The following is a 17,437-nucleotide window of genomic DNA, read 5'->3' as shown; positions in this document are numbered from 1 at the left end:
TGGATGTTTAACCCAATCGCCTCTCTATATTAGGTAAAGCTATGATACGTACTATGCTGCAAGGCAAGCTGCATCGGGTGAAAGTGACTCAGGCCGACTTGCACTATGAAGGCTCCTGCGCCATCGATCAGGACTTTCTGGAAGCCGCAGGCATTCTGGAATATGAAGCTATCGATATTTATAACGTTGATAACGGCCAGCGTTTCTCAACCTATGCCATCGCCGCCGAACGCGGTTCGCGCATTATTTCGGTCAATGGTGCGGCAGCACGCTGCGCCTGCGTGGGCGACAAACTGATCATCTGCTCTTACGTACAGATGAGCGATGCAGATGCCCGCCAGCACCGCCCAAAAGTTGGTTACTTCGAGGGTGACAACCACCTGCAGCGCAAGGCGAAAGCCGTGCCGGTTCAGGTCGCGTAAAAGTAAAAACGGGCGCTGTCGGCGCCCGTTCCTTTCTGATTATTGCACCACCAGCGTTCCTGGCTTGTTGGCTATTCTGTCCGCCATGGTCTGAATCGAGTCGGTGCGCAGAATATACAGCCGTTTCAGCGTATAGGGGTTATCCCCCGGTTTCACTTTGCCCTGCACCGTGGTCACCGCCAGATGAAAACCGGCGTCTTTCGCAGCCTGTATCGCCCGCTGATTGTAGCCGCCAAATGGGTAGGAGACATACAGCACATACGGATTAAATTGCGACAGCGCGCGGCGTGAGTGCTCAAAATCGAATTCAATATTGTGTAGCGAACGGCTCAGCAGGATCGGTTGACGATTACCGTCGGTACGATGCAGGAAATGGGTATGCGACTGCACGTCGAACACGTCCTGAATCTGCTTCAACTCGGAAATGCTCATAAACTGCAGCGAGTCTGGGTTCCACTTCTGTGGATGGCGCTTGATGCGTGAAGAAATAATAAACGCCGTGGCGCGCAAGCCGTAGTTCTTCAATACCGGGTAAGCATAGCGATAGACCGACTTCAGGCCGTCATCAAATGTCAGCACCACCGCCCTGCCCGGCAGATTGATCTGGTTTTTCAGGTAGGCTTCCAACTGATACAGGGAAATGGTGTCGTAGCCCGCCTGCTTCAGATAGGTCATCTGGTTACTGAACGCCACGTCAGAGGTGGTCGTCGAGGTATGGCGGAAGCGCTTGTTCTCTTCATTTTTCAGCAAATGATGATAGGTCAGTATCGGTATACCGGTGTCAATCTCGCAGTCCAGCTCGCTGATATAACCCAGGCGATCGCCAATGTTGACCTCATACCAGGTGTTGTTGAGCCGATCTTTCAGCTTGCCGATGATTGGGTAGCGCAGGTTCTGTTCCAGTATGCCAAACACATCGCTGGTGTTATCCGCATCGGTATAGACGTTGATCGCCTTCTGCGTGATCAGGTTCTGGTTAGTCAGCGGTTTATTCAACTCCCCCAGAGAGTCTTTCACCTTGCGTGATTTTTTAAGCTCTCGCACGTCGTCTTTATCAATAAAACCCGTGCCATGGCCGAATTTGAACTCGTAATATTCCGCATCCGCCGGGAACACCTGGATCAGTTGCCCCTGCTTCACTTCACCGACAGGAATAACATGCTCGCCAATCAGCGAATAAACTTCACTGTCGCGTTGCGCTTCCATATATTCGGATTTAACGGCACTGTCTTCCGACAACAAATTTGCCAGGCTTGCCGGGGCGACCAGTGACATCAGGATGCCGATCAGCCCAGCCGCTACCTTGTGTTGAGAGCGCATGATTATGTTCGCGTAATAACAAAATGGAGAAAATGTGGAGCGCCAGCATAGCACGATTTGAATGGCGGGGATAAAGGGGTTATTTGAGCAATTCTATAGATTTACAGGCGGCTTGCTTCAGGTCAAGAAAAGCGTCCCCGTACGCGATGCCCGGGGACGCGGGTCAATCAGGTACGCAGACCGCGACCGCGCTCAATCAGGTACCAGGACAGCAGGTAGAACACCGCAATGAACGCCACCAGCACCGTCATGGTCAGCGTCAACGGCACGTCGCTGATGCCCAGGAAGCCATAGCGGAATCCGCTGATCATGTAGACAATCGGGTTCAGTTTGGACACCGCCTGCCAGAACGGCGGCAGCAGCGTCAGTGAGTAAAACACCCCGCCCAGGTAGGTCAGCGGCGTCAGCACGAAGGTCGGGATCAGGCTGATATCATCAAAGGTCGTGGCAAACACCGCGTTGATCAGCCCCGCCAGCGAGAACAAAATCGCCGTCAGCAGCAGCGTGGCGACAATCACCCACCAGGCATGTACCTGCAAAGGCACGAAGAACAGCGAAATCACGGTCACCAGCACGCCGACGCAAATACCGCGCGCTACGCCACCACCGACGTAACCGGCAATCACCACGTGCGTCGGTACCGGCGCCACCAGCAACTCTTCGATATTGCGCTGGAATTTGGCGCTGAAGAACGATGACGCGACGTTGGCGTATGAGTTGGTGATCACCGCCATCATAATCAGGCCGGGAACAATAAACTGCATGTAATCAAAACCGTGCATCTCACCGATGCGTGAACCAATCAGGTTGCCGAAGATGATGAAATACAGCGTCATGGTGATCACCGGCGGCACCAGCGTCTGGATCCAGATGCGGGCAAAACGGTTGATCTCTTTGGCCCAGATGCTCTGCAAGGCCACCCAATACAAACGCATCATGCTTTTTCTCCATTACCGTTAACCAGGGTGACAAACAGCTCTTCCAGCCGGTTAGCCTTGTTACGCATGCTCAGTACCTGAACGCCCTGCGCACTGAGCTGGGCAAACAGGCCATTCAGACCCTGTTCGCGCATCACTTCCACTTCCAGCGTTGAGGTATCCGTCAGGCGATGGCGGTAACCGTCCAGCTTCGGCAACGGGCTTTTCGCCGCCAGATCGAGGATGAAGGTTTCAGACTTCAGCTTGGCCAACAGGCCTTTCATCGAGGTGTTCTCCACCAGCTCACCGTTCTGGATAATGCCGATATTGCGGCACAGCATTTCTGCCTCTTCCAGATAGTGAGTGGTAAGAATAATGGTGGTGCCCTGAGCATTAAGCTCTTTCAGGAAGCCCCACATCGAGCGGCGCAACTCGATATCTACCCCAGCGGTCGGTTCGTCGAGGATCAGCAATTTTGGCTGATGCATCAATGCACGAGCGATCATCAGTCGGCGCTTCATCCCACCAGATAACATGCGGGCGCGTTCGTCGCGCTTGCCCCACAGATCCAACTGGGTCAGGTATTTTTCCGCCCGCACCAATGCCTCACGACGGGTAACGCCATAGTAGCCGGCCTGATTGACCACAATCTGCATCACGGTTTCGAACGGGTTAAAGTTGAATTCCTGCGGCACCAGCCCGAGTTGGCGCTTGGCGTTGACGATGTCTTTATCGATGTCGTAGCCGAACACCCGCACGCTGCCGGACGTCTTATTGACCAGCGAACTGATAATGCCGATGGTAGTGGATTTTCCAGCGCCGTTCGGCCCCAGCAAGGCGTAGAAATCCCCTGCCTCGACGTTCAGATCGATCCCGCGCAATGCCTTGACGCCACCGGCGTAAGTCTTGGTCAACTGCGCTATTTCCAGTGCATAATTCATAAGCTAAAAAGTACCTTGTGACGATGAGTATGCTGCTGCGTCTTGTAATGAAGGTGATGTTATCATCAGCAGCGTTTTCACTGAGGCAAATCCGTGCGGAAAATCCAGGTTCCATCCCGCCTTACTGTATAAAAAGTGGCTGAATATCCTCTCGCATAACTGTTCCGATATCCAAATTGTGACGCTTGTCTTATATTACCCCAACGCAATCTGCTCGTTACAGGCCTATAACTTCCATGAACGAAATCGAAAAGCTTATCGCTAATAACCATACCTGGTCAGCTAATATCAGCAAGGAAGACCCGGACTTTTTTGAACGTTTAGCCCAGGCGCAAAAGCCTCGCTTTTTATGGATAGGTTGTTCAGACAGCCGCGTTCCCGCGGAAAGACTGACCGGGCTGGAGCCGGGTGAACTCTTTGTTCACCGTAACGTGGCCAACCTGGTAATTCACACCGATTTAAACTGCCTGTCGGTGGTGCAGTACGCCGTCGATGTACTGGAAGTTGAGCATATCATTATCTGCGGCCACCTGGGCTGCGGTGGTGTAGAAGCCGCGGTTGAGAATCCGGAACTGGGGCTGATCAACAACTGGCTGCTGCACATCCGTGACCTGTGGTACAAGCACAGCTCACTGCTGGGCGAACTGGAGCCGGAAAAACGCCTCGACGTACTCTGTGAAATCAACGTGATTGAGCAGGTCTACAACCTGGGCCATTCCACAATCATGCAATCAGCATGGAAACGCGGCCAAAAAGTGATGATTCACGGTTGGGTGTACGGCATTCAGGACGGGCGCTTGCGCGATCTTGAAGTGGTCGCCACCAGCCGCGAGAGCCTGGAGATGGGCTATCGCAAGGCGATGGCCACCTTGCAGCAGGATAAGGGGATTTAATCCTGTCAGAGGCGCGGTTTACCGCGCCTACCGCATATTACTCGTCCAGCAGTACCACTTTACCCACGTACGGCAAATGGCGATAACGCTGAGCATAGTCGATGCCGTAACCCACCACAAACTCGTCCGGGATCGGGAAGCCCACGTACTCAACCGGCACTTCGACTTCACGTCGTTCAGGCTTATCCAGCAGGGTACAAATCGCCAGCGATTTCGGCCCGCGCAACGCCAGAATTTCGCGCACTTTATTCAGCGTATTGCCTGAGTCAATGATGTCTTCGACGATCAGGACGTCTTTGCCACGGATGTCTTCATCCAAATCCTTGAGAATTTTTACGTCACGGGTGGTGGACATACCGCTGCCGTAGCTGGAGGCGGTCATAAAGTCGACCTCATGCGGCACCTCAATGGTGCGACATAGATCGGCCATGAACATAAAGGAGCCGCGCAGCAGCCCGACCAGCACCATATCACTGCCGCTATCGCGGTAATCTTCGGTAATCTGGCGGCCAAGTTCGGCGATACGGGTCTTAACTTCCTGCTCGGAAATCATTACTTCTACAGTGTGTTTCATAGGTTTCAGGTCAGTTGCCGGAAGAAGGGCGCAGAGTTTAGCATAGCCTGCAGCCGCTGGCGACGCGAGTCCGCCGCCTGGTTATTCTACCGGAACTGCGTATCGACTAAGTTTAGGGTATAGCTCGAGGGTATTCCTAACGGGCATGAAGCACACTTAGTACCTCGATATACTCCGCCAATACGCGATAAATCACGATGTAATTTGGGTGTACCACTATTTCACGAGTTCCTGCTACGCGGCCAGATCGAAACAAATAAGGATGTTCAGTTACTGGAATTACCGACTCTTCTATACGCTGCATCAGCGACTCAGCGGCAACTGGATTTTGTTCCGCGATAAAAGCGAGCAGGGTATATAACCCCGTTTTTGCCTCGTCAGTCCATTTGACGGTCAGCATCAGGCTGATTTTCTTTTGGCTTTAGCTTCTTCGATAATGTTGCGGGCCCCTGCCATGACTTCATCATGAGGAATCAAAGGCGCACGACTATTGATTGCTGCCTCAACCTGGCTGCGAAACCAACGGTCATAGCTGTCAGCCTGCTCTTGAGTTTCAAACTCTGAGACAATAGGGTCCAATTTTGTCGGCATAATGCCCCCCTCCTTAGCTGAAATTTTAAACAGCATAGCCACTTCCTATGGCCAAACCAAGCGCTGGCGACGCGAGTGCGCCGCCAGTTTTTTCCAGCGTGGGTTGAATCAGTCGGTTACGGTAAAGCCCAGCATCATGCCGGTATCTTCATGTTCCAACAGGTGGCAGTGGGCCATATAGGCATGATCGCTATTGGCCGGGTGATCAAAGCGTACCAATACTTCACTGCGCCAACCTTCGACCCGCACGGTGTCTTTCCAGCCGCTGCGGTGAGCTGCCGGAGGTTTGCCGTTTTCCGACAGGATGCGGAACTGGGTGCCGTGAATATGGAACGGATGCAGCATCATGTCGCCCTCACCCGAAATGGTCCATTTTTCGTATTTGCCGCGCTTGGCTTCAAACATCGGCTTGGTCATGTCGAAGGCCTTGCCGTTGATCATGTTGCCGTGACTGAAGTCGAACGGTTTGGCACCATGATCCATCCCTTTCATATTGCCGTGGTCCATCCCCTTCATACTACCATGGTCCATCCCCTTCATACTGCCATGGTCCATCCCCTTCATACTGCCATGGTCCATGCCTTTCATGCCGGCCATATCACCATTGTCTTTAGGCATGCTGCCGTGATCCATGCTCATGCCGGCCATGGCCTGATGACCGTAACGATCCATCAATGCCTGCATACCCAGCTTATCCAACTGCGGGTTCATCATCAGTTGCAACCAGCGTTCCTGGATCCCGCTTACCGCCGGTATTGCAGGCAATTTGACCAGGCTGTCCGGCATGCTCTTGATACCCTGCGCCAGCGAAGGCTGAATATGTAATACCGGCAGCGGCTGGTCGAACGGGGCCAGCGTCATGCCCATCTGTTTAACCGGCAGCGTAACAATATCGAAGGGTTTACCGTCGGAGGCATCCACCAGCACTTCAAAGCGTTCGCCCATCAGCATCGGCAGTTCGGTCAGCTTGACCGGCTCGGCCAAAAAACCACCGTCGCTGGCAATCACGTAGAGCGGACGATTATCGCTGGTTGCCAGATTCAGTGAACGCGCGTTACAACCGTTGAGGAAACGCAAACGCAGCCAACCGCGCGGTGCCACATGCCGTGGGTACTGGGCGCCGTTGGTGAACATACGGTCACCAAACCAGCCTACTGCGGCACTCATTACGTCCAGTTGGTATTCAATCTGTGCATCTTTACCCAGCCGCTTGTCCTGCAGGATCACCGGAATATCATCCTGCCCCCAGGTTTTCGGTAGCGGCAACTTACTGCTCTCATCGTCTTCCAGCAGTACCAACCCCGCCAGGCCCATCATCACTTGCTGACCGGTCTTGCCGTGAGTGTGCGGATGGAACCAGCAGGTGGCGGCGGGCTGTTCAACTGTGAATTGCACCCTGCGCGTGGTGCCTGGCTGAATTAGTGCCTGCGGGCCGCCATCAACGTCACCGGGGATTTCCAGGCCGTGCCAGTGAACGGTACTGGCCTCCGGCAAGCCATTGCGAATATCCACCGTCACCGGCTTGCCGCGCTGCAATCGCACCGCAGGCCCCAATAACGCACCATTAACTCCCCAGGTTTGGGTAGCCCTACCCGGCAGCCAGTTCATTTCTCCAGTTTGCAGCGCTAGCGCAATGTTCCCTTGAGCGTCCGGCATCAGCAGCGGCGGGATCGGCAACGCTGGCAGCTCAGCGGCCCACAGGCCCCGGCTCCACATGGGTAAAGCACTTGCCGCGCCCAGCGCAGCGGTCAGTTTGATAAAATCACGGCGTAACATCGCTGACTCCCTTTTTCAGTGTTCGACACTTAATGCGGCACAAGCTGCACCGCAACTTGAAAGAGTATGGGTATAGATTGATCTGTTCACAGCCTAAACCCTCCCCTTAGCGGAAGGTCAAGCCTTTGCTGCCGGTTATGTTACCTACAGGTAATAAAATTTGGTGCCTTTACAGGCAAGTGTGATAACGTCTGTGGACAATAAAAAGGTCTATTTTCATGATGAAAAAAACAACGTTACTGGTGCTGTTGCTCACCATGCTGGGGTTCTCCAACGCCAGTCTGGCGCTGAATGAGTCTGAAGCGGAAGATCTGGCCGATCTGACGGCGGTCTTTATTTATTTGAAAAACGACTGCGGCTACAACGACTTGCCCAATGCCCAAATCAAGCGCGCCATCGTTTATTTTGCTCAGCAAAACCGTTGGGATCTGACCAACTATAATAGTTTTAATATGAATGCGCTGGGTGAAGACAGCTATCGCGATCTCAGTGGGATCGCCATCCCTACCCCCAATAAATGCAAATCCCTGGCACGCGACTCGCTGAGCCTGCTGGCATACGCCAACTAATCCTCCCGCCTTGCGCTACCTCTGTTTGAAATTCAGCCGTGCATCACCAGGCAGAGTTAGCTATGATGTTGCGCCAATTTTTCATGGCTGTTATTACGGAGTCCCCGCACATGACCCAGAAAGAAATTTGGTATGAAACGCTGCATGCCAACTTCGGCCAGTACTTCTCGGTAGAGAACGTACTGTATCGTGAGAAGACCGAGCATCAGGATTTGGTGATTTTTGAAAACCCGGTTCTGGGGCGCGTGATGGCGCTCGACGGCGTGGTACAAACCACCGAGCGCGATGAGTTTATCTATCACGAAATGATGACCCACATCCCGCTGCTGGCTCACGGCCAGGCGAAGAAGGTGCTGATCATCGGTGGTGGCGACGGCGCCATGCTGCGCGAAGTCAGACGCCATCAGGGCGTAGAGCAGATCACCATGGTTGAAATCGACGCCGGTGTGGTCGAGTTCTGCCGCCAATATCTGCCCAACCACAATGCCGGTGCTTACGACGACCCACGCTTCAAGCTGGTGATCGACGACGGCGTCAACTTTGTTAATCAGACCGATGAAAAATTCGATGTGATTATCTCTGACTGTACCGATCCCATCGGCCCCGGCGAAAGCCTGTTCACCTCAGCTTTCTACGAAGGCTGCGCACGCTGCCTGAACGAGGGCGGCATTTTTGTTGCGCAGAACGGCGTGTGCTTCCTGCAGCAAGACGAAGCGGTCAATAGCCACACCAGGCTGAGCCAGTACTTCAATGACGTCAGCTTCTATCAGGCGGCAATTCCGACCTATTACGGTGGCATCATGACCTTCGCCTGGGCGAGTCAGGATCCGACTCTGCGTCAGCTTGATCTGACAACGCTGCAACATCGCTTTCATCAAAGCGGCTTAAACTGTCGTTATTACAACCCGGCAATTCACGCGGGCAGCTTTGCTCTGCCGCAGTATTTGCTCAACGCACTATGCCCAAAATAATTGGAGTTGCATCAAGGCGGCCAGTGAGCGAACCCCGAGGAGCTTACTCCTGTAAGTGATTCGGGTGAACGAGCACAGCCAACGCAGAGGCAGCTTCAAGTATGCCGGGAATGAACGTTACACGTTAAGCGAGAAGATAAGGAGGTGAACCAAATTGCAAAAGCTAAAACTGCACGGCTTTAACAACCTGACCAAGAGCCTGAGTTTTTGTATTTACGATATTTGTTACGCCAAAACTGCGGATGACCGCGCTGGCTATATCGCCTACATTGACGAACAATACAACGCCAATCGCCTGACCGAGATCCTGAGCGAGACCTGCTCGATCATTGGCGCCAATATTCTGAATATCGCCCGCCAGGACTATGAGCCTCAGGGAGCCAGCGTCACCATTCTGGTCAGTGAAGAACCGATGGATCCGAACGATGTCGATACCTCGGAGCACCCAGGCCCACTGTCAAAAACGGTGGTTGCGCACCTGGACAAGAGCCACATCTGCGTTCACACCTATCCGGAGAGCCATCCGGAAGGCGGTTTGTGCACTTTCCGCGCCGATATCGAAGTATCGACCTGCGGCGTAATCTCACCGCTGAAAGCGCTGAATTACCTGATCCATCAGTTGGAATCCGACATCGTTACCATGGACTACCGCGTGCGCGGTTTTACCCGCGACGTGAATGGCGTGAAGCATTACATCGATCATGAGATCAATTCGATCCAGAACTTTATGTCTGATGATATGAAGGCGCTGTACCACATGATGGACGTGAATGTTTATCAGGAGAACATCTTCCATACCAAGATGTTGCTGAAGGATTTCGATCTGAAGCACTACCTGTTTAATGCCAAACCGGATGCGCTGAGTGCCGCCGAACGTAAAAAGATTACCGATCTGCTGTGGAAAGAGATGCAGGAAATCTATTACGGACGGAACATCCCACACCTGTAATCGCTGGCGGGCGCTTTATGCAGCGCCCCTGGAGATTCAATACATTGCGCTGAGCGTTATACCAAATGCAGGCCACCGGGTAGATCGGTCAGTTGACGTTGAACGGTGGCAGGCAACGCCTTATCGGTAACGATATCCGTCAGGTTGCCAAGTGGGGTCACACAGAATAACGAGTAAGCCTCGTACTTGCTGCTGTCTGCCAGCAACACCCGCTGGCGTGCATTGGCCATCAGATCCTGCTTCAGACCCACCTTCTCTTCGGTTGGGGTAGTAATGCCTTTCTCAATACTCCACGAGTTACAGCTGACAAACGCAATATCCGGGTAGATCCCACGCAACAGTCTACGCCCGTGATCGCCGACACAGGACTGGCTGCTGTCATCAATCCGGCCACCGATGATGGTCACTTCGATCTGTTTAAAACCAGAGAGGAACAGGGCGATATGCAGATCGGCGGTGATCACCCGCAGCGGGAGGTGAGTCAAGTGCCGCGCCAGTTCCAGCATGGTGGTGCCTGCATCCAGCACTACCGCATCTCCAGCTTTAACCATCGTTGCAGCATACTGGGCGATCGCCCGCTTCTCCTGCGGATTACGCAGCTGCTTTTCATTGGTGGTGGGCTGTGCGGGGATAAAGCGGTTGAGGGCCACACCGCCATGGCTGCGGTTGATGATCCCCTGCTCATCCAGCTTGATCAAATCGCGCCGGATGGTGGCAGGAGAAGCATCGATAGCGCTGACCAATTGCTCAACCGTGACCAGATTATGGGCTTTGAGGTATTCCAGAATCTGGTCCTGGCGAGTTTTTGGCTTCATGACGTCCGCGCTATCACGCCAACTGAGTGGCTAATTGAATCGAGATAGCCATGCTCTCAGACTTGGCTTTACCTGTCCAGGCAATATCAAACGCGGTGCCGTGGTCGGCAGAAGTCCGGATAAATGGCAGGCCTGCCGTGATGTTAACTCCATCATAGAAGCCCAACAGCTTGAGCGGAATATGCCCCTGATCGTGATACATGGCGACCACCATATCGTAGTGCCCCTCGTAAGCCTGCAAGAACACGGTATCCGGTGGGCATGGGCCTGTAACATCAATTCCACGTTGTTTCATTGCCGCAATCGCCGGGCTGACGATGTTGATCTCTTCATCGCCAAACAGGCCATTTTCACCCGCATGGGGGTTAACCCCGGCCACCGCGATCCTTGGCTGTTTAAAACCAACGCGTTTGAGGAAGGCGTCCGCCATCGCCACCACCGTTTCAATACGTTCGGCACTCAGCGTGTCGAGGAATTTACGCAGGGCGATATGGGTTGAAACATGGATCACCTTCAACTTGTCGGTATACAGCACCATGGCGTAATCGCGGCTGTTGGTCAGCGTTGCCAGCAGCTCCGTATGACCTGGGTACAGATGCCCGGCCAGATGCAGCGCCTCCTTGTTTAACGGCGCGGTAGCAATGGCCATGACCTCTCCGGCCATTGCCAGTTCGGTAGCACGCTTTACGCATCGGTAAGCCAGATCGCCCGCCTGTGCCTGCACTTTCCCTGGTGTCAGCGCTGCGGGGTCCTCTAGCGGTTCATCAATGACGTTGATAATACCGGGCGCAAAGCGAGCCTGCGAAACTTGCAGGATCGGCCTCAATTCCACTTTTGGCACGATCCCCAACGCCTGTATGCGTTGCAACGTTTGCAGACAGCCCACCACGACCGCTGGCGTTCCCGCCAGCTCGCCTTCAGACAGCGCCTTGATGATAATCTCTGGCCCGATGCCTGCCGGATCGCCCATGGTGACCGCAATCGTGTTATTTGCCACTGTACATCTCCTCAATATAATAAAGTGCATCCCGTAGCGTTGATGCGCTGCCAAATCCGCCGGCTTTGGTGATCACCGGCAGATCGTCGATCTCGCTGTTGACGAACGTTCCGCAAGGTACACAAGGCGCCACTTCGCTGGTGATCCGATATCCTTCCGCGCCTAACGCTCTGGCGACGGCAATAGCGATATCGCCACCGGTCAGGAACAGGCCGCCAATCTGGGCCTGATTGATGATCGACAAAGTGATTGCGCCCAGCGTCTGGCTGATTTTGTCGCCTAATTGCTGGCGCGAGAGGTCATACTTTTCACACAGCGTCTCGATCACCTGGCGGGCATCAGCATCCCGACAGGTGCGTAACACGCAGTGTTGCCGATCCCGCAGCACACAGGCCGCCTGGCGAATAATTTCATCTACCGCGGTCTGGCTGTCCGGCTGCAACAAGCCTTCGACATTAATATCCAGAATGCCGAGCGACTTTTCTTCAGCTGCAAACACAATCTGCTGCCGGGTGGCTTCGCTCATCGAACCCGCAACCACCAGCACAGGTAGGCGCTGGCGAGTGGCCAGATAGCTGTTGGCTGGCAGTGCATTTGCCAACCCCGCCGCGCCCACCAGTAGATAACGGCAGTTGAGCTGCTGGATTGCCTGTGCTAATTGCGCCAAATCGCCATCGGTTTCGGCATCCACGACCACGATTGCTGGCCCGTTCTGGCTCAAGCGGGGTAATTCACTGCCCAGCTTGCCGCTGCGTACCGTTTGCAAATCCAACTCGTGGATCGGATAGGCGGTCTGCAAACCAATCAACGTCTTGATATGAGAAGAGACGATTGGCGTTTTCGGATCGCTGGCGAACTCGGTTTCCACCAGCGGCACGCCGTGAACCCGGCATTCACCATTGAGCGTTACCCGGCCCGCAGCGGGGATGGCAGCGGCAACAATAGCCAACTGTGCACCGCTGGCAAGCATCGCCGCCTCGACCTCTGCCCCTACATTGCCGCGAAAGGTCGAGTCGATCTTTTTATATACCAGAGGCGGCGTATCACTTTGACAGTAAGGCTTCAGGGCTTCGCTAACCTTGGCCCTGGCCATGTCAGGAAGTAACGCCCGGCTTTCGGTGTTGATCACCAACACATCCTTGCGTCGGGTAGACTGCGGCAACTCGTTGAGCAGCACGTCGGTACGTGCTCCCTTTTTTGCCAGTTGCACACCGGTGTCATTGGCCCCGGTAAAGTCATCAGCAATCACGATCATTTTCATGCCGCCTCCTCCAGCGCTGCGTTTTTCGCGGCATTACGCTTCGCGACCCAAGAACTGAGTATCGGAGTCAGAATGGCGGTGGTGATCACCGAAGCGGCAATCAACGGGGCTGCCGCCGTCGCAACACTGGCCAACGAAGGGTCCGCTTGGGCAATCGCCAATGGCGTCGCTACCGCATTACCTGCGGTGCTTGATGCCGCAGCACCCGCGATACCTGAGCCCCCCACCAACCGATCGGCGCGAATGTTAAAGAAACCGCCAACAAAGGTGGTCAACACGCCGAGCAAGATCCCAGCCATACCACCTTGCAGCAGCATTTCCAGATTGATGCCAGCACCGAGCGCGAAGGCAAAGAATGGGATCAGGATCGGGCCACCTTTGGTAAGGAAGTCACGCATCTGATGGTCCAGATTACCCAGCATCATCCCGACCAGCAGAGGAACCAGAACGGCAACCAACGCCATCAGGGGAATATTCGCCATCCCTGCCGCTCCAAGCGCGATCATGGTGAAGAACGGCCCGTCATTCAGTGACAGGATGGAGATCGCCCCCACGTCCCGCTCATTACCAAACTCCCCCACCAGCGCCGCATACAGGCCACCGTTGGAGTTGCTCATCGCAGCAATGATTGCCACGCCGGTCAGGCCGAAAATGCCCTCCGCACCAAACAGATGTTCAACCCCCAATCCTAGCGCCATGGCAACCAGCAGTTTGGTCAGGGTGATGGTGCCACCTTGCAGCAGAGCCTGCGGAGCCGCTTTAAAGCTGATCCCAGCCCCCATGCACAGTAGGAAAGCACCAATCAACGGCGCAGCGCCGTTTTTGAACAATGCCGTGGTGAAACCGCCGATATCCAGCGCCTGTGGAGCAAAGGTGTTGATCATTGCGCCAAGTACCAGTGGGACGACCATCATCCCCCCAGGGATTTTCTCTATTGCCGCCTTAATTTTCATCCTACCCTCGTCATTTTGATTTATTTTAATCAAAATGATTGTATTGAATCAAAAAATAACAAATGCGCGCTGTGTCGCAGATTAAAAAATCAACATTGTGATTATTTGATTTTATTTAGTCATTTTAGGGGAAAGGAAAGGCGGCCGAGAATCGGCCACCTAAGGTTTACCATGCAGGGGCGCTACATACCGCGCCCGTTGGAAAATCAGTAGTTCAGCATAAAGGTGCGGTAGGCCTTCAATACCTGCAAAAAGTCTTCGACGCCGCAGAATGAGAGGCTTTCTTCGTCATAGTAATTCATCCCCTCCTCCATCTCATCGCCCTCGAACTCCAACAGGTTAGCGCGGATCATCACTTCCTCCCCGTCCATCAGCAACGTGTATTCATGACCTTCCAACTGCCATTGACGCTCACTGCCCTTCACTTGCGCCGCACCGGCTTCGATGCGATCGAGCAGGTTGAAGTTGCCTTTGAGTTCTTCGTTGATCCAGTGGCCAATCGCCTCATGCCCCATCGAAAATCTGACGATCACCTGTCCGGTCACGTCACGCAGAAATTCGTAATCCATAGCACGCCCTCCTGAGCCCTTTCTCTTAGTGTAAACATTAATTCATGACTAACTCAGTGAACGCTCGCAAAGTTGGCAACTGAGAAAAATAAAACGGGAGGCCAAGGCCTCCCGTTGAACAGTTGCGCAATATTACCCATCATTCTTCGAATTGCAACGGCGTTGACCGCCTTTATTCGCCCCGGTCATTTGGTCGACCAAACTCCCGGGGATTCATTCAGTTGCCGCCTTGCCGCAACCCGAATTATTTAGGGTAACGCGGCTTAAACGGCGGTTTGGAAGATCACGCCGTCGGCTTTTTCAGTGTACTGACCCAGTTGGTCAAAGTTCAGATAACGGTAGGTATCCGCCGCTGACTTATCGACCTGTGCCATGTACGTCTGGTACTCGTCCGGCGTTGGCAGACGGCCCAGCAATGAAGCCACCGCCGCCAGTTCTGCAGACGCCAGATAGACGTTAGCGCCAGTACCCAAACGGTTCGGGAAGTTACGGGTCGAGGTGGAAACTACCGTCGCACCGTCGGCCACACGTGCCTGGTTACCCATGCACAGTGAACAACCTGGGATCTCGATGCGCGCACCGCTCTTGCCGAATACGCTGTAGTAACCCTCTTCGGTCAACTGAGCTGCGTCCATCTTGGTTGGCGGTGCCACCCACAGACGGGTCGGCAACTGGCCTTTGTGCTGATCCAGCAGCTTGCCGGCAGCACGGAAGTGGCCGATGTTGGTCATACAGGAGCCGATGAACACTTCATCGATCTTGCTGTTGGCCACATCAGACAGCAAACGCGCATCGTCCGGATCGTTAGGTGCGCACAGGATTGGCTGAGTGATCTCTGCCAGATCGATGTCGATCACCGCAGCGTATTCTGCATCCGCATCGCCTTCCAGCAGTTGCGGATCCGCCAGCCATTTTTGCATGCCCTGAATGCGACGCTCCAGAGTACGACGGTCGCCGTAACCTTCGGAGATCATCCACTTCAGCAGCACGATGTTGGAGTTCAGATACTCTTCAATCGGTGCCTTATCCAGCTTGATGGTACAGCCGGCAGCGGAACGTTCGGCCGACGCATCAGTCAGTTCGAATGCCTGCTCAACTTTCAGCTCCGGCAAGCCTTCAATTTCCAGAATACGGCCGGAGAAGATGTTCTTCTTGCCCTTCTTCTCAACCGTCAGCAGGCCCTGCTGAATGGCGTAGTAAGGGATTGCATGCACCAGGTCACGCAGAGTAATGCCAGGCTGCATCTTGCCTTTGAAGCGCACCAGCACCGACTCAGGCATATCCAGCGGCATCACGCCGGTAGCAGCGGCAAAGGCAACCAGGCCGGAACCCGCCGGGAAAGAGATACCGATTGGGAAACGGGTGTGGGAGTCACCGCCGGTGCCTACGGTATCCGGCAGCAGCATGCGGTTCAGCCAGGAGTGGATAACACCATCGCCAGGACGCAGCGAGACGCCACCACGGTTCATGATAAAGTCCGGCAGCGTATGGTGAGTGGTCACATCAACCGGTTTCGGGTACGCGGCAGTGTGGCAGAACGACTGCATCACCAGATCGGCGGAGAAGCCCAGGCAAGCCAGGTCTTTCAGCTCATCACGGGTCATCGGGCCGGTGGTGTCCTGAGAACCGACGGAGGTCATCTTCGGCTCGCAGTATTCCCCCGGACGCACGCCGGCAACGCCACAGGCGCGGCCAACCATTTTCTGCGCCAGCGAGAAACCTTTGTTACTGGCGGCCACTTCTTTGGCAATGCGGAACACATCGCTATGCGGCAGGCCCAAAGATTCGCGAGCTTTTGTAGTCAGGCCACGGCCGATGATCAGTGGGATACGGCCACCGGCGCGCACTTCGTCGAGCAGCACGTCGGTTTTCAGTTCGAAGTTGGCAATCAGTTCACCGGTTTCATGGTTACGCACTTCACCTTTGTACGGGTAAATGTCAATAACGTCGCCCATGTTCAGGTCATTAACGTCCACTTCAATCGGTAGTGCACCGGCATCTTCCATGGTGTTGAAGAAGATAGGCGCAATTTTGCCCCCCAGCACCACCCCGCCGCCGCGCTTGTTAGGCACGTGCGGGATGTCGTCGCCCATAAACCACAGCACCGAGTTGGTGGCGGACTTACGGGAAGAACCGGTACCAACCACGTCACCAACGTAGGCCAGTGGGAAGCCTTTTTTGTTCAGTAGTTCAATCTGCTTGATCGGGCCAACGCTGCCCGGCTGATCCGGCACTATGCCTTCACGTTCGTTTTTCAGCATCGCCAGGGCGTGCAACGGGATATCCGGGCGCGACCAGGCATCCGGTGCCGGTGACAGATCATCGGTATTGGTTTCGCCGGTGACTTTGAACACGGTTACGGTGATTTTTTCCGCCAGTTTAGGGCGTGAAAGATACCACTCGGCATCAGCCCAGGACTGCATGATCTGTTTGGCGTGTGGATTACCCGCTTTGGCCTTTTCTTCTACGTCATAGAAGTTGTCAAACATCAGCAGCGTATGGGACAACGCCTTGGCGGCAATCGGTGCCAGCTTTTCGTTATCCAGCGCGTCGATCAGCGGATGAATGTTATAGCCGCCCTGCATGGTGCCCAGCAGTTCAATGGCTTTCTCAGGGGTAATCAGGGGAGAGGTTGCTTCGCTTTTGGCGATGGCTGCCAGAAAACCGGCTTTGACATAGGCGGCTTCGTCGACGCCTGGCGGTACACGGTTAATCAGCAGGTCTAACAGAAATTCTTCTTCGCCTTTTGGCGGATTTTTTAATGATTCAACCAGCGCTGCCATTTGCGTTGCATCTAATGGCTTAGGGACGATGCCCTCTGCAGCACGCTCGGCTACGTGCTTACGGTATTCTTCTAGCACGACTTTCTCCTCGCTCACATTGTCATTTATTGTGCCTGGCGTTTATACCCGTCGTCTT

18 protein-coding genes are annotated in these 17,437 nt (G+C 54.3%); 5 read left to right on the top strand and 13 right to left on the bottom strand.

The window, feature by feature from the left end; genetic code table 11:
• Window positions 1-41: 41 nt before the first annotated feature.
• Window positions 42-422 (top strand): aspartate 1-decarboxylase, encoded by a 381-nt coding sequence (gene panD, locus ACUTQ5_RS14155; protein WP_012146695.1) that lies wholly within the window; start codon window positions 42-44, stop codon window positions 420-422.
• A 39-nt stretch (window positions 423-461) separates the two neighbouring features.
• Here the strand turns inward: panD and ACUTQ5_RS14150 are convergent, their stop codons facing one another.
• From ACUTQ5_RS14150 to ACUTQ5_RS14140, 3 genes are all read right to left on the bottom strand, one after another.
• Window positions 462-1,742 (bottom strand): polysaccharide deacetylase family protein, encoded by a 1,281-nt coding sequence (locus ACUTQ5_RS14150; protein WP_445651782.1) that lies wholly within the window; start codon window positions 1,740-1,742, stop codon window positions 462-464.
• 167 nt (window positions 1,743-1,909) lie between these two features.
• Window positions 1,910-2,680, bottom strand: coding sequence for an ABC transporter permease (locus tag ACUTQ5_RS14145; RefSeq protein ID WP_012146697.1), 771 nt, complete (start codon window positions 2,678-2,680; stop codon window positions 1,910-1,912).
• Window positions 2,677-3,600, bottom strand: a complete 924-nt coding sequence (locus ACUTQ5_RS14140; protein ID WP_012146698.1) for an ABC transporter ATP-binding protein — start codon at window positions 3,598-3,600, stop codon at window positions 2,677-2,679. Before ACUTQ5_RS14140 ends, ACUTQ5_RS14145 begins: the two co-directional genes overlap by 4 nt.
• Before the next feature lie 236 nt (window positions 3,601-3,836).
• Between ACUTQ5_RS14140 and can the strand changes: the two genes are divergently transcribed.
• Entirely contained in the window at window positions 3,837-4,493 is a 657-nt protein-coding gene (gene can, locus ACUTQ5_RS14135) for a carbonate dehydratase (RefSeq protein WP_261092549.1), read from the top strand.
• A gap of 37 nt (window positions 4,494-4,530) precedes the next feature.
• Here the strand turns inward: can and hpt are convergent, their stop codons facing one another.
• The 4 genes from hpt to cueO form a co-directional block, all read right to left on the bottom strand.
• Window positions 4,531-5,067 carry a hypoxanthine phosphoribosyltransferase gene (gene hpt, locus ACUTQ5_RS14130; protein WP_012146700.1) on the bottom strand — a complete coding sequence of 179 codons (537 nt, stop codon included), beginning with the start codon at window positions 5,065-5,067 and terminating at the stop codon, window positions 4,531-4,533.
• Between the two features lie 136 nt (window positions 5,068-5,203).
• Window positions 5,204-5,467, bottom strand: a complete 264-nt coding sequence (locus tag ACUTQ5_RS14125; RefSeq protein ID WP_445651781.1) for a type II toxin-antitoxin system RelE/ParE family toxin — start codon at window positions 5,465-5,467, stop codon at window positions 5,204-5,206.
• Window positions 5,467-5,658, bottom strand: coding sequence for a type II toxin-antitoxin system RelB family antitoxin (gene relB, locus ACUTQ5_RS14120; RefSeq protein ID WP_445651875.1), 192 nt, complete (start codon window positions 5,656-5,658; stop codon window positions 5,467-5,469). Before relB ends, ACUTQ5_RS14125 begins: the two co-directional genes overlap by 1 nt.
• A gap of 108 nt (window positions 5,659-5,766) precedes the next feature.
• The gene (gene cueO, locus ACUTQ5_RS14115) at window positions 5,767-7,434 is read right to left on the bottom strand and encodes a multicopper oxidase CueO (protein ID WP_445651780.1); all 1,668 of its coding nucleotides are present in this window, start codon (window positions 7,432-7,434) and stop codon (window positions 5,767-5,769) included.
• Between the two features lie 221 nt (window positions 7,435-7,655).
• Between cueO and ACUTQ5_RS14110 the strand changes: the two genes are divergently transcribed.
• The 3 genes from ACUTQ5_RS14110 (at window position 7,656) to speD (ending at window position 9,923) form a co-directional block, all read left to right on the top strand.
• Window positions 7,656-8,003 carry a YacC family pilotin-like protein gene (locus tag ACUTQ5_RS14110; protein WP_445651874.1) on the top strand — a complete coding sequence of 116 codons (348 nt, stop codon included), beginning with the start codon at window positions 7,656-7,658 and terminating at the stop codon, window positions 8,001-8,003.
• A gap of 110 nt (window positions 8,004-8,113) precedes the next feature.
• Window positions 8,114-8,974, top strand: a complete 861-nt coding sequence (speE, locus tag ACUTQ5_RS14105) for a polyamine aminopropyltransferase (protein WP_445651779.1) — start codon at window positions 8,114-8,116, stop codon at window positions 8,972-8,974.
• A gap of 154 nt (window positions 8,975-9,128) precedes the next feature.
• Window positions 9,129-9,923 (top strand): adenosylmethionine decarboxylase, encoded by a 795-nt coding sequence (speD, locus tag ACUTQ5_RS14100; RefSeq protein ID WP_445651778.1) that lies wholly within the window; start codon window positions 9,129-9,131, stop codon window positions 9,921-9,923.
• Window positions 9,924-9,979: 56 nt separating this feature from the next.
• On the opposite strand, the gene ACUTQ5_RS14095 is transcribed toward speD, so the two are convergent.
• The 6 genes from ACUTQ5_RS14095 to acnB form a co-directional block, all read right to left on the bottom strand.
• Window positions 9,980-10,738 carry a DeoR/GlpR family DNA-binding transcription regulator gene (locus tag ACUTQ5_RS14095; protein WP_445651777.1) on the bottom strand — a complete coding sequence of 253 codons (759 nt, stop codon included), beginning with the start codon at window positions 10,736-10,738 and terminating at the stop codon, window positions 9,980-9,982.
• A 13-nt stretch (window positions 10,739-10,751) separates the two neighbouring features.
• Window positions 10,752-11,765, bottom strand: coding sequence for a D-threonate 4-phosphate dehydrogenase (locus tag ACUTQ5_RS14090; protein ID WP_445651776.1), 1,014 nt, complete (start codon window positions 11,763-11,765; stop codon window positions 10,752-10,754).
• The gene (dtnK, locus tag ACUTQ5_RS14085; RefSeq protein WP_445651775.1) at window positions 11,725-12,996 is read right to left on the bottom strand and encodes a D-threonate kinase; all 1,272 of its coding nucleotides are present in this window, start codon (window positions 12,994-12,996) and stop codon (window positions 11,725-11,727) included. The genes ACUTQ5_RS14090 and dtnK overlap by 41 nt, the downstream gene beginning before the upstream one ends.
• Window positions 12,993-13,949 carry a 2-keto-3-deoxygluconate permease 1 gene (locus ACUTQ5_RS14080; protein WP_445651774.1) on the bottom strand — a complete coding sequence of 319 codons (957 nt, stop codon included), beginning with the start codon at window positions 13,947-13,949 and terminating at the stop codon, window positions 12,993-12,995. Before ACUTQ5_RS14080 ends, dtnK begins: the two co-directional genes overlap by 4 nt.
• Window positions 13,950-14,155: 206 nt before the next feature.
• A complete protein-coding gene (gene yacL / locus ACUTQ5_RS14075; RefSeq protein ID WP_445651773.1) occupies window positions 14,156-14,518 on the bottom strand; it encodes a protein YacL in 363 nt (120 codons plus the stop codon).
• 263 nt (window positions 14,519-14,781) lie between these two features.
• On the bottom strand, window positions 14,782-17,379 hold the full coding sequence (gene acnB / locus ACUTQ5_RS14070; protein WP_445651772.1) for a bifunctional aconitate hydratase 2/2-methylisocitrate dehydratase: 2,598 nt from the start codon (window positions 17,377-17,379) through the stop codon (window positions 14,782-14,784).
• Between the last annotated feature and the right edge of the window lie 58 nt (window positions 17,380-17,437).

Source organism: Serratia sp. NA_112.1 (assembly GCF_052691715.1).
Note: the sequence above shows the minus strand (reverse complement) of the source record. Positions and strands in the feature narration are given on the sequence as shown.

Bases quoted from the DNA above. Each gene is read 5' to 3' on its own strand.
- panD (WP_012146695.1), top strand. From the start codon at position 42: ATGATACGTACTATGCTGCAAGGCAAGCTGCATCGGGTGAAAGTGACT.
- ACUTQ5_RS14150 (WP_445651782.1), bottom strand. From the start codon at position 1,742: ATGCGCTCTCAACACAAGGTAGCGGCTGGGCTGATCGGCATCCTGATG.
- ACUTQ5_RS14145 (WP_012146697.1), bottom strand. From the start codon at position 2,680: ATGATGCGTTTGTATTGGGTGGCCTTGCAGAGCATCTGGGCCAAAGAG.
- ACUTQ5_RS14140 (WP_012146698.1), bottom strand. From the start codon at position 3,600: ATGAATTATGCACTGGAAATAGCGCAGTTGACCAAGACTTACGCCGGT.
- can (WP_261092549.1), top strand. From the start codon at position 3,837: ATGAACGAAATCGAAAAGCTTATCGCTAATAACCATACCTGGTCAGCT.
- hpt (WP_012146700.1), bottom strand. From the start codon at position 5,067: ATGAAACACACTGTAGAAGTAATGATTTCCGAGCAGGAAGTTAAGACC.
- ACUTQ5_RS14125 (WP_445651781.1), bottom strand. From the start codon at position 5,467: ATGCTGACCGTCAAATGGACTGACGAGGCAAAAACGGGGTTATATACC.
- relB (WP_445651875.1), bottom strand. From the start codon at position 5,658: ATGCCGACAAAATTGGACCCTATTGTCTCAGAGTTTGAAACTCAAGAG.
- cueO (WP_445651780.1), bottom strand. From the start codon at position 7,434: ATGTTACGCCGTGATTTTATCAAACTGACCGCTGCGCTGGGCGCGGCA.
- ACUTQ5_RS14110 (WP_445651874.1), top strand. From the start codon at position 7,656: ATGAAAAAAACAACGTTACTGGTGCTGTTGCTCACCATGCTGGGGTTC.
- speE (WP_445651779.1), top strand. From the start codon at position 8,114: ATGACCCAGAAAGAAATTTGGTATGAAACGCTGCATGCCAACTTCGGC.
- ACUTQ5_RS14095 (WP_445651777.1), bottom strand. From the start codon at position 10,738: ATGAAGCCAAAAACTCGCCAGGACCAGATTCTGGAATACCTCAAAGCC.
- ACUTQ5_RS14090 (WP_445651776.1), bottom strand. From the start codon at position 11,765: ATGCACTTTATTATATTGAGGAGATGTACAGTGGCAAATAACACGATT.
- dtnK (WP_445651775.1), bottom strand. From the start codon at position 12,996: ATGAAAATGATCGTGATTGCTGATGACTTTACCGGGGCCAATGACACC.
- ACUTQ5_RS14080 (WP_445651774.1), bottom strand. From the start codon at position 13,949: ATGAAAATTAAGGCGGCAATAGAGAAAATCCCTGGGGGGATGATGGTC.
- yacL (WP_445651773.1), bottom strand. From the start codon at position 14,518: ATGGATTACGAATTTCTGCGTGACGTGACCGGACAGGTGATCGTCAGA.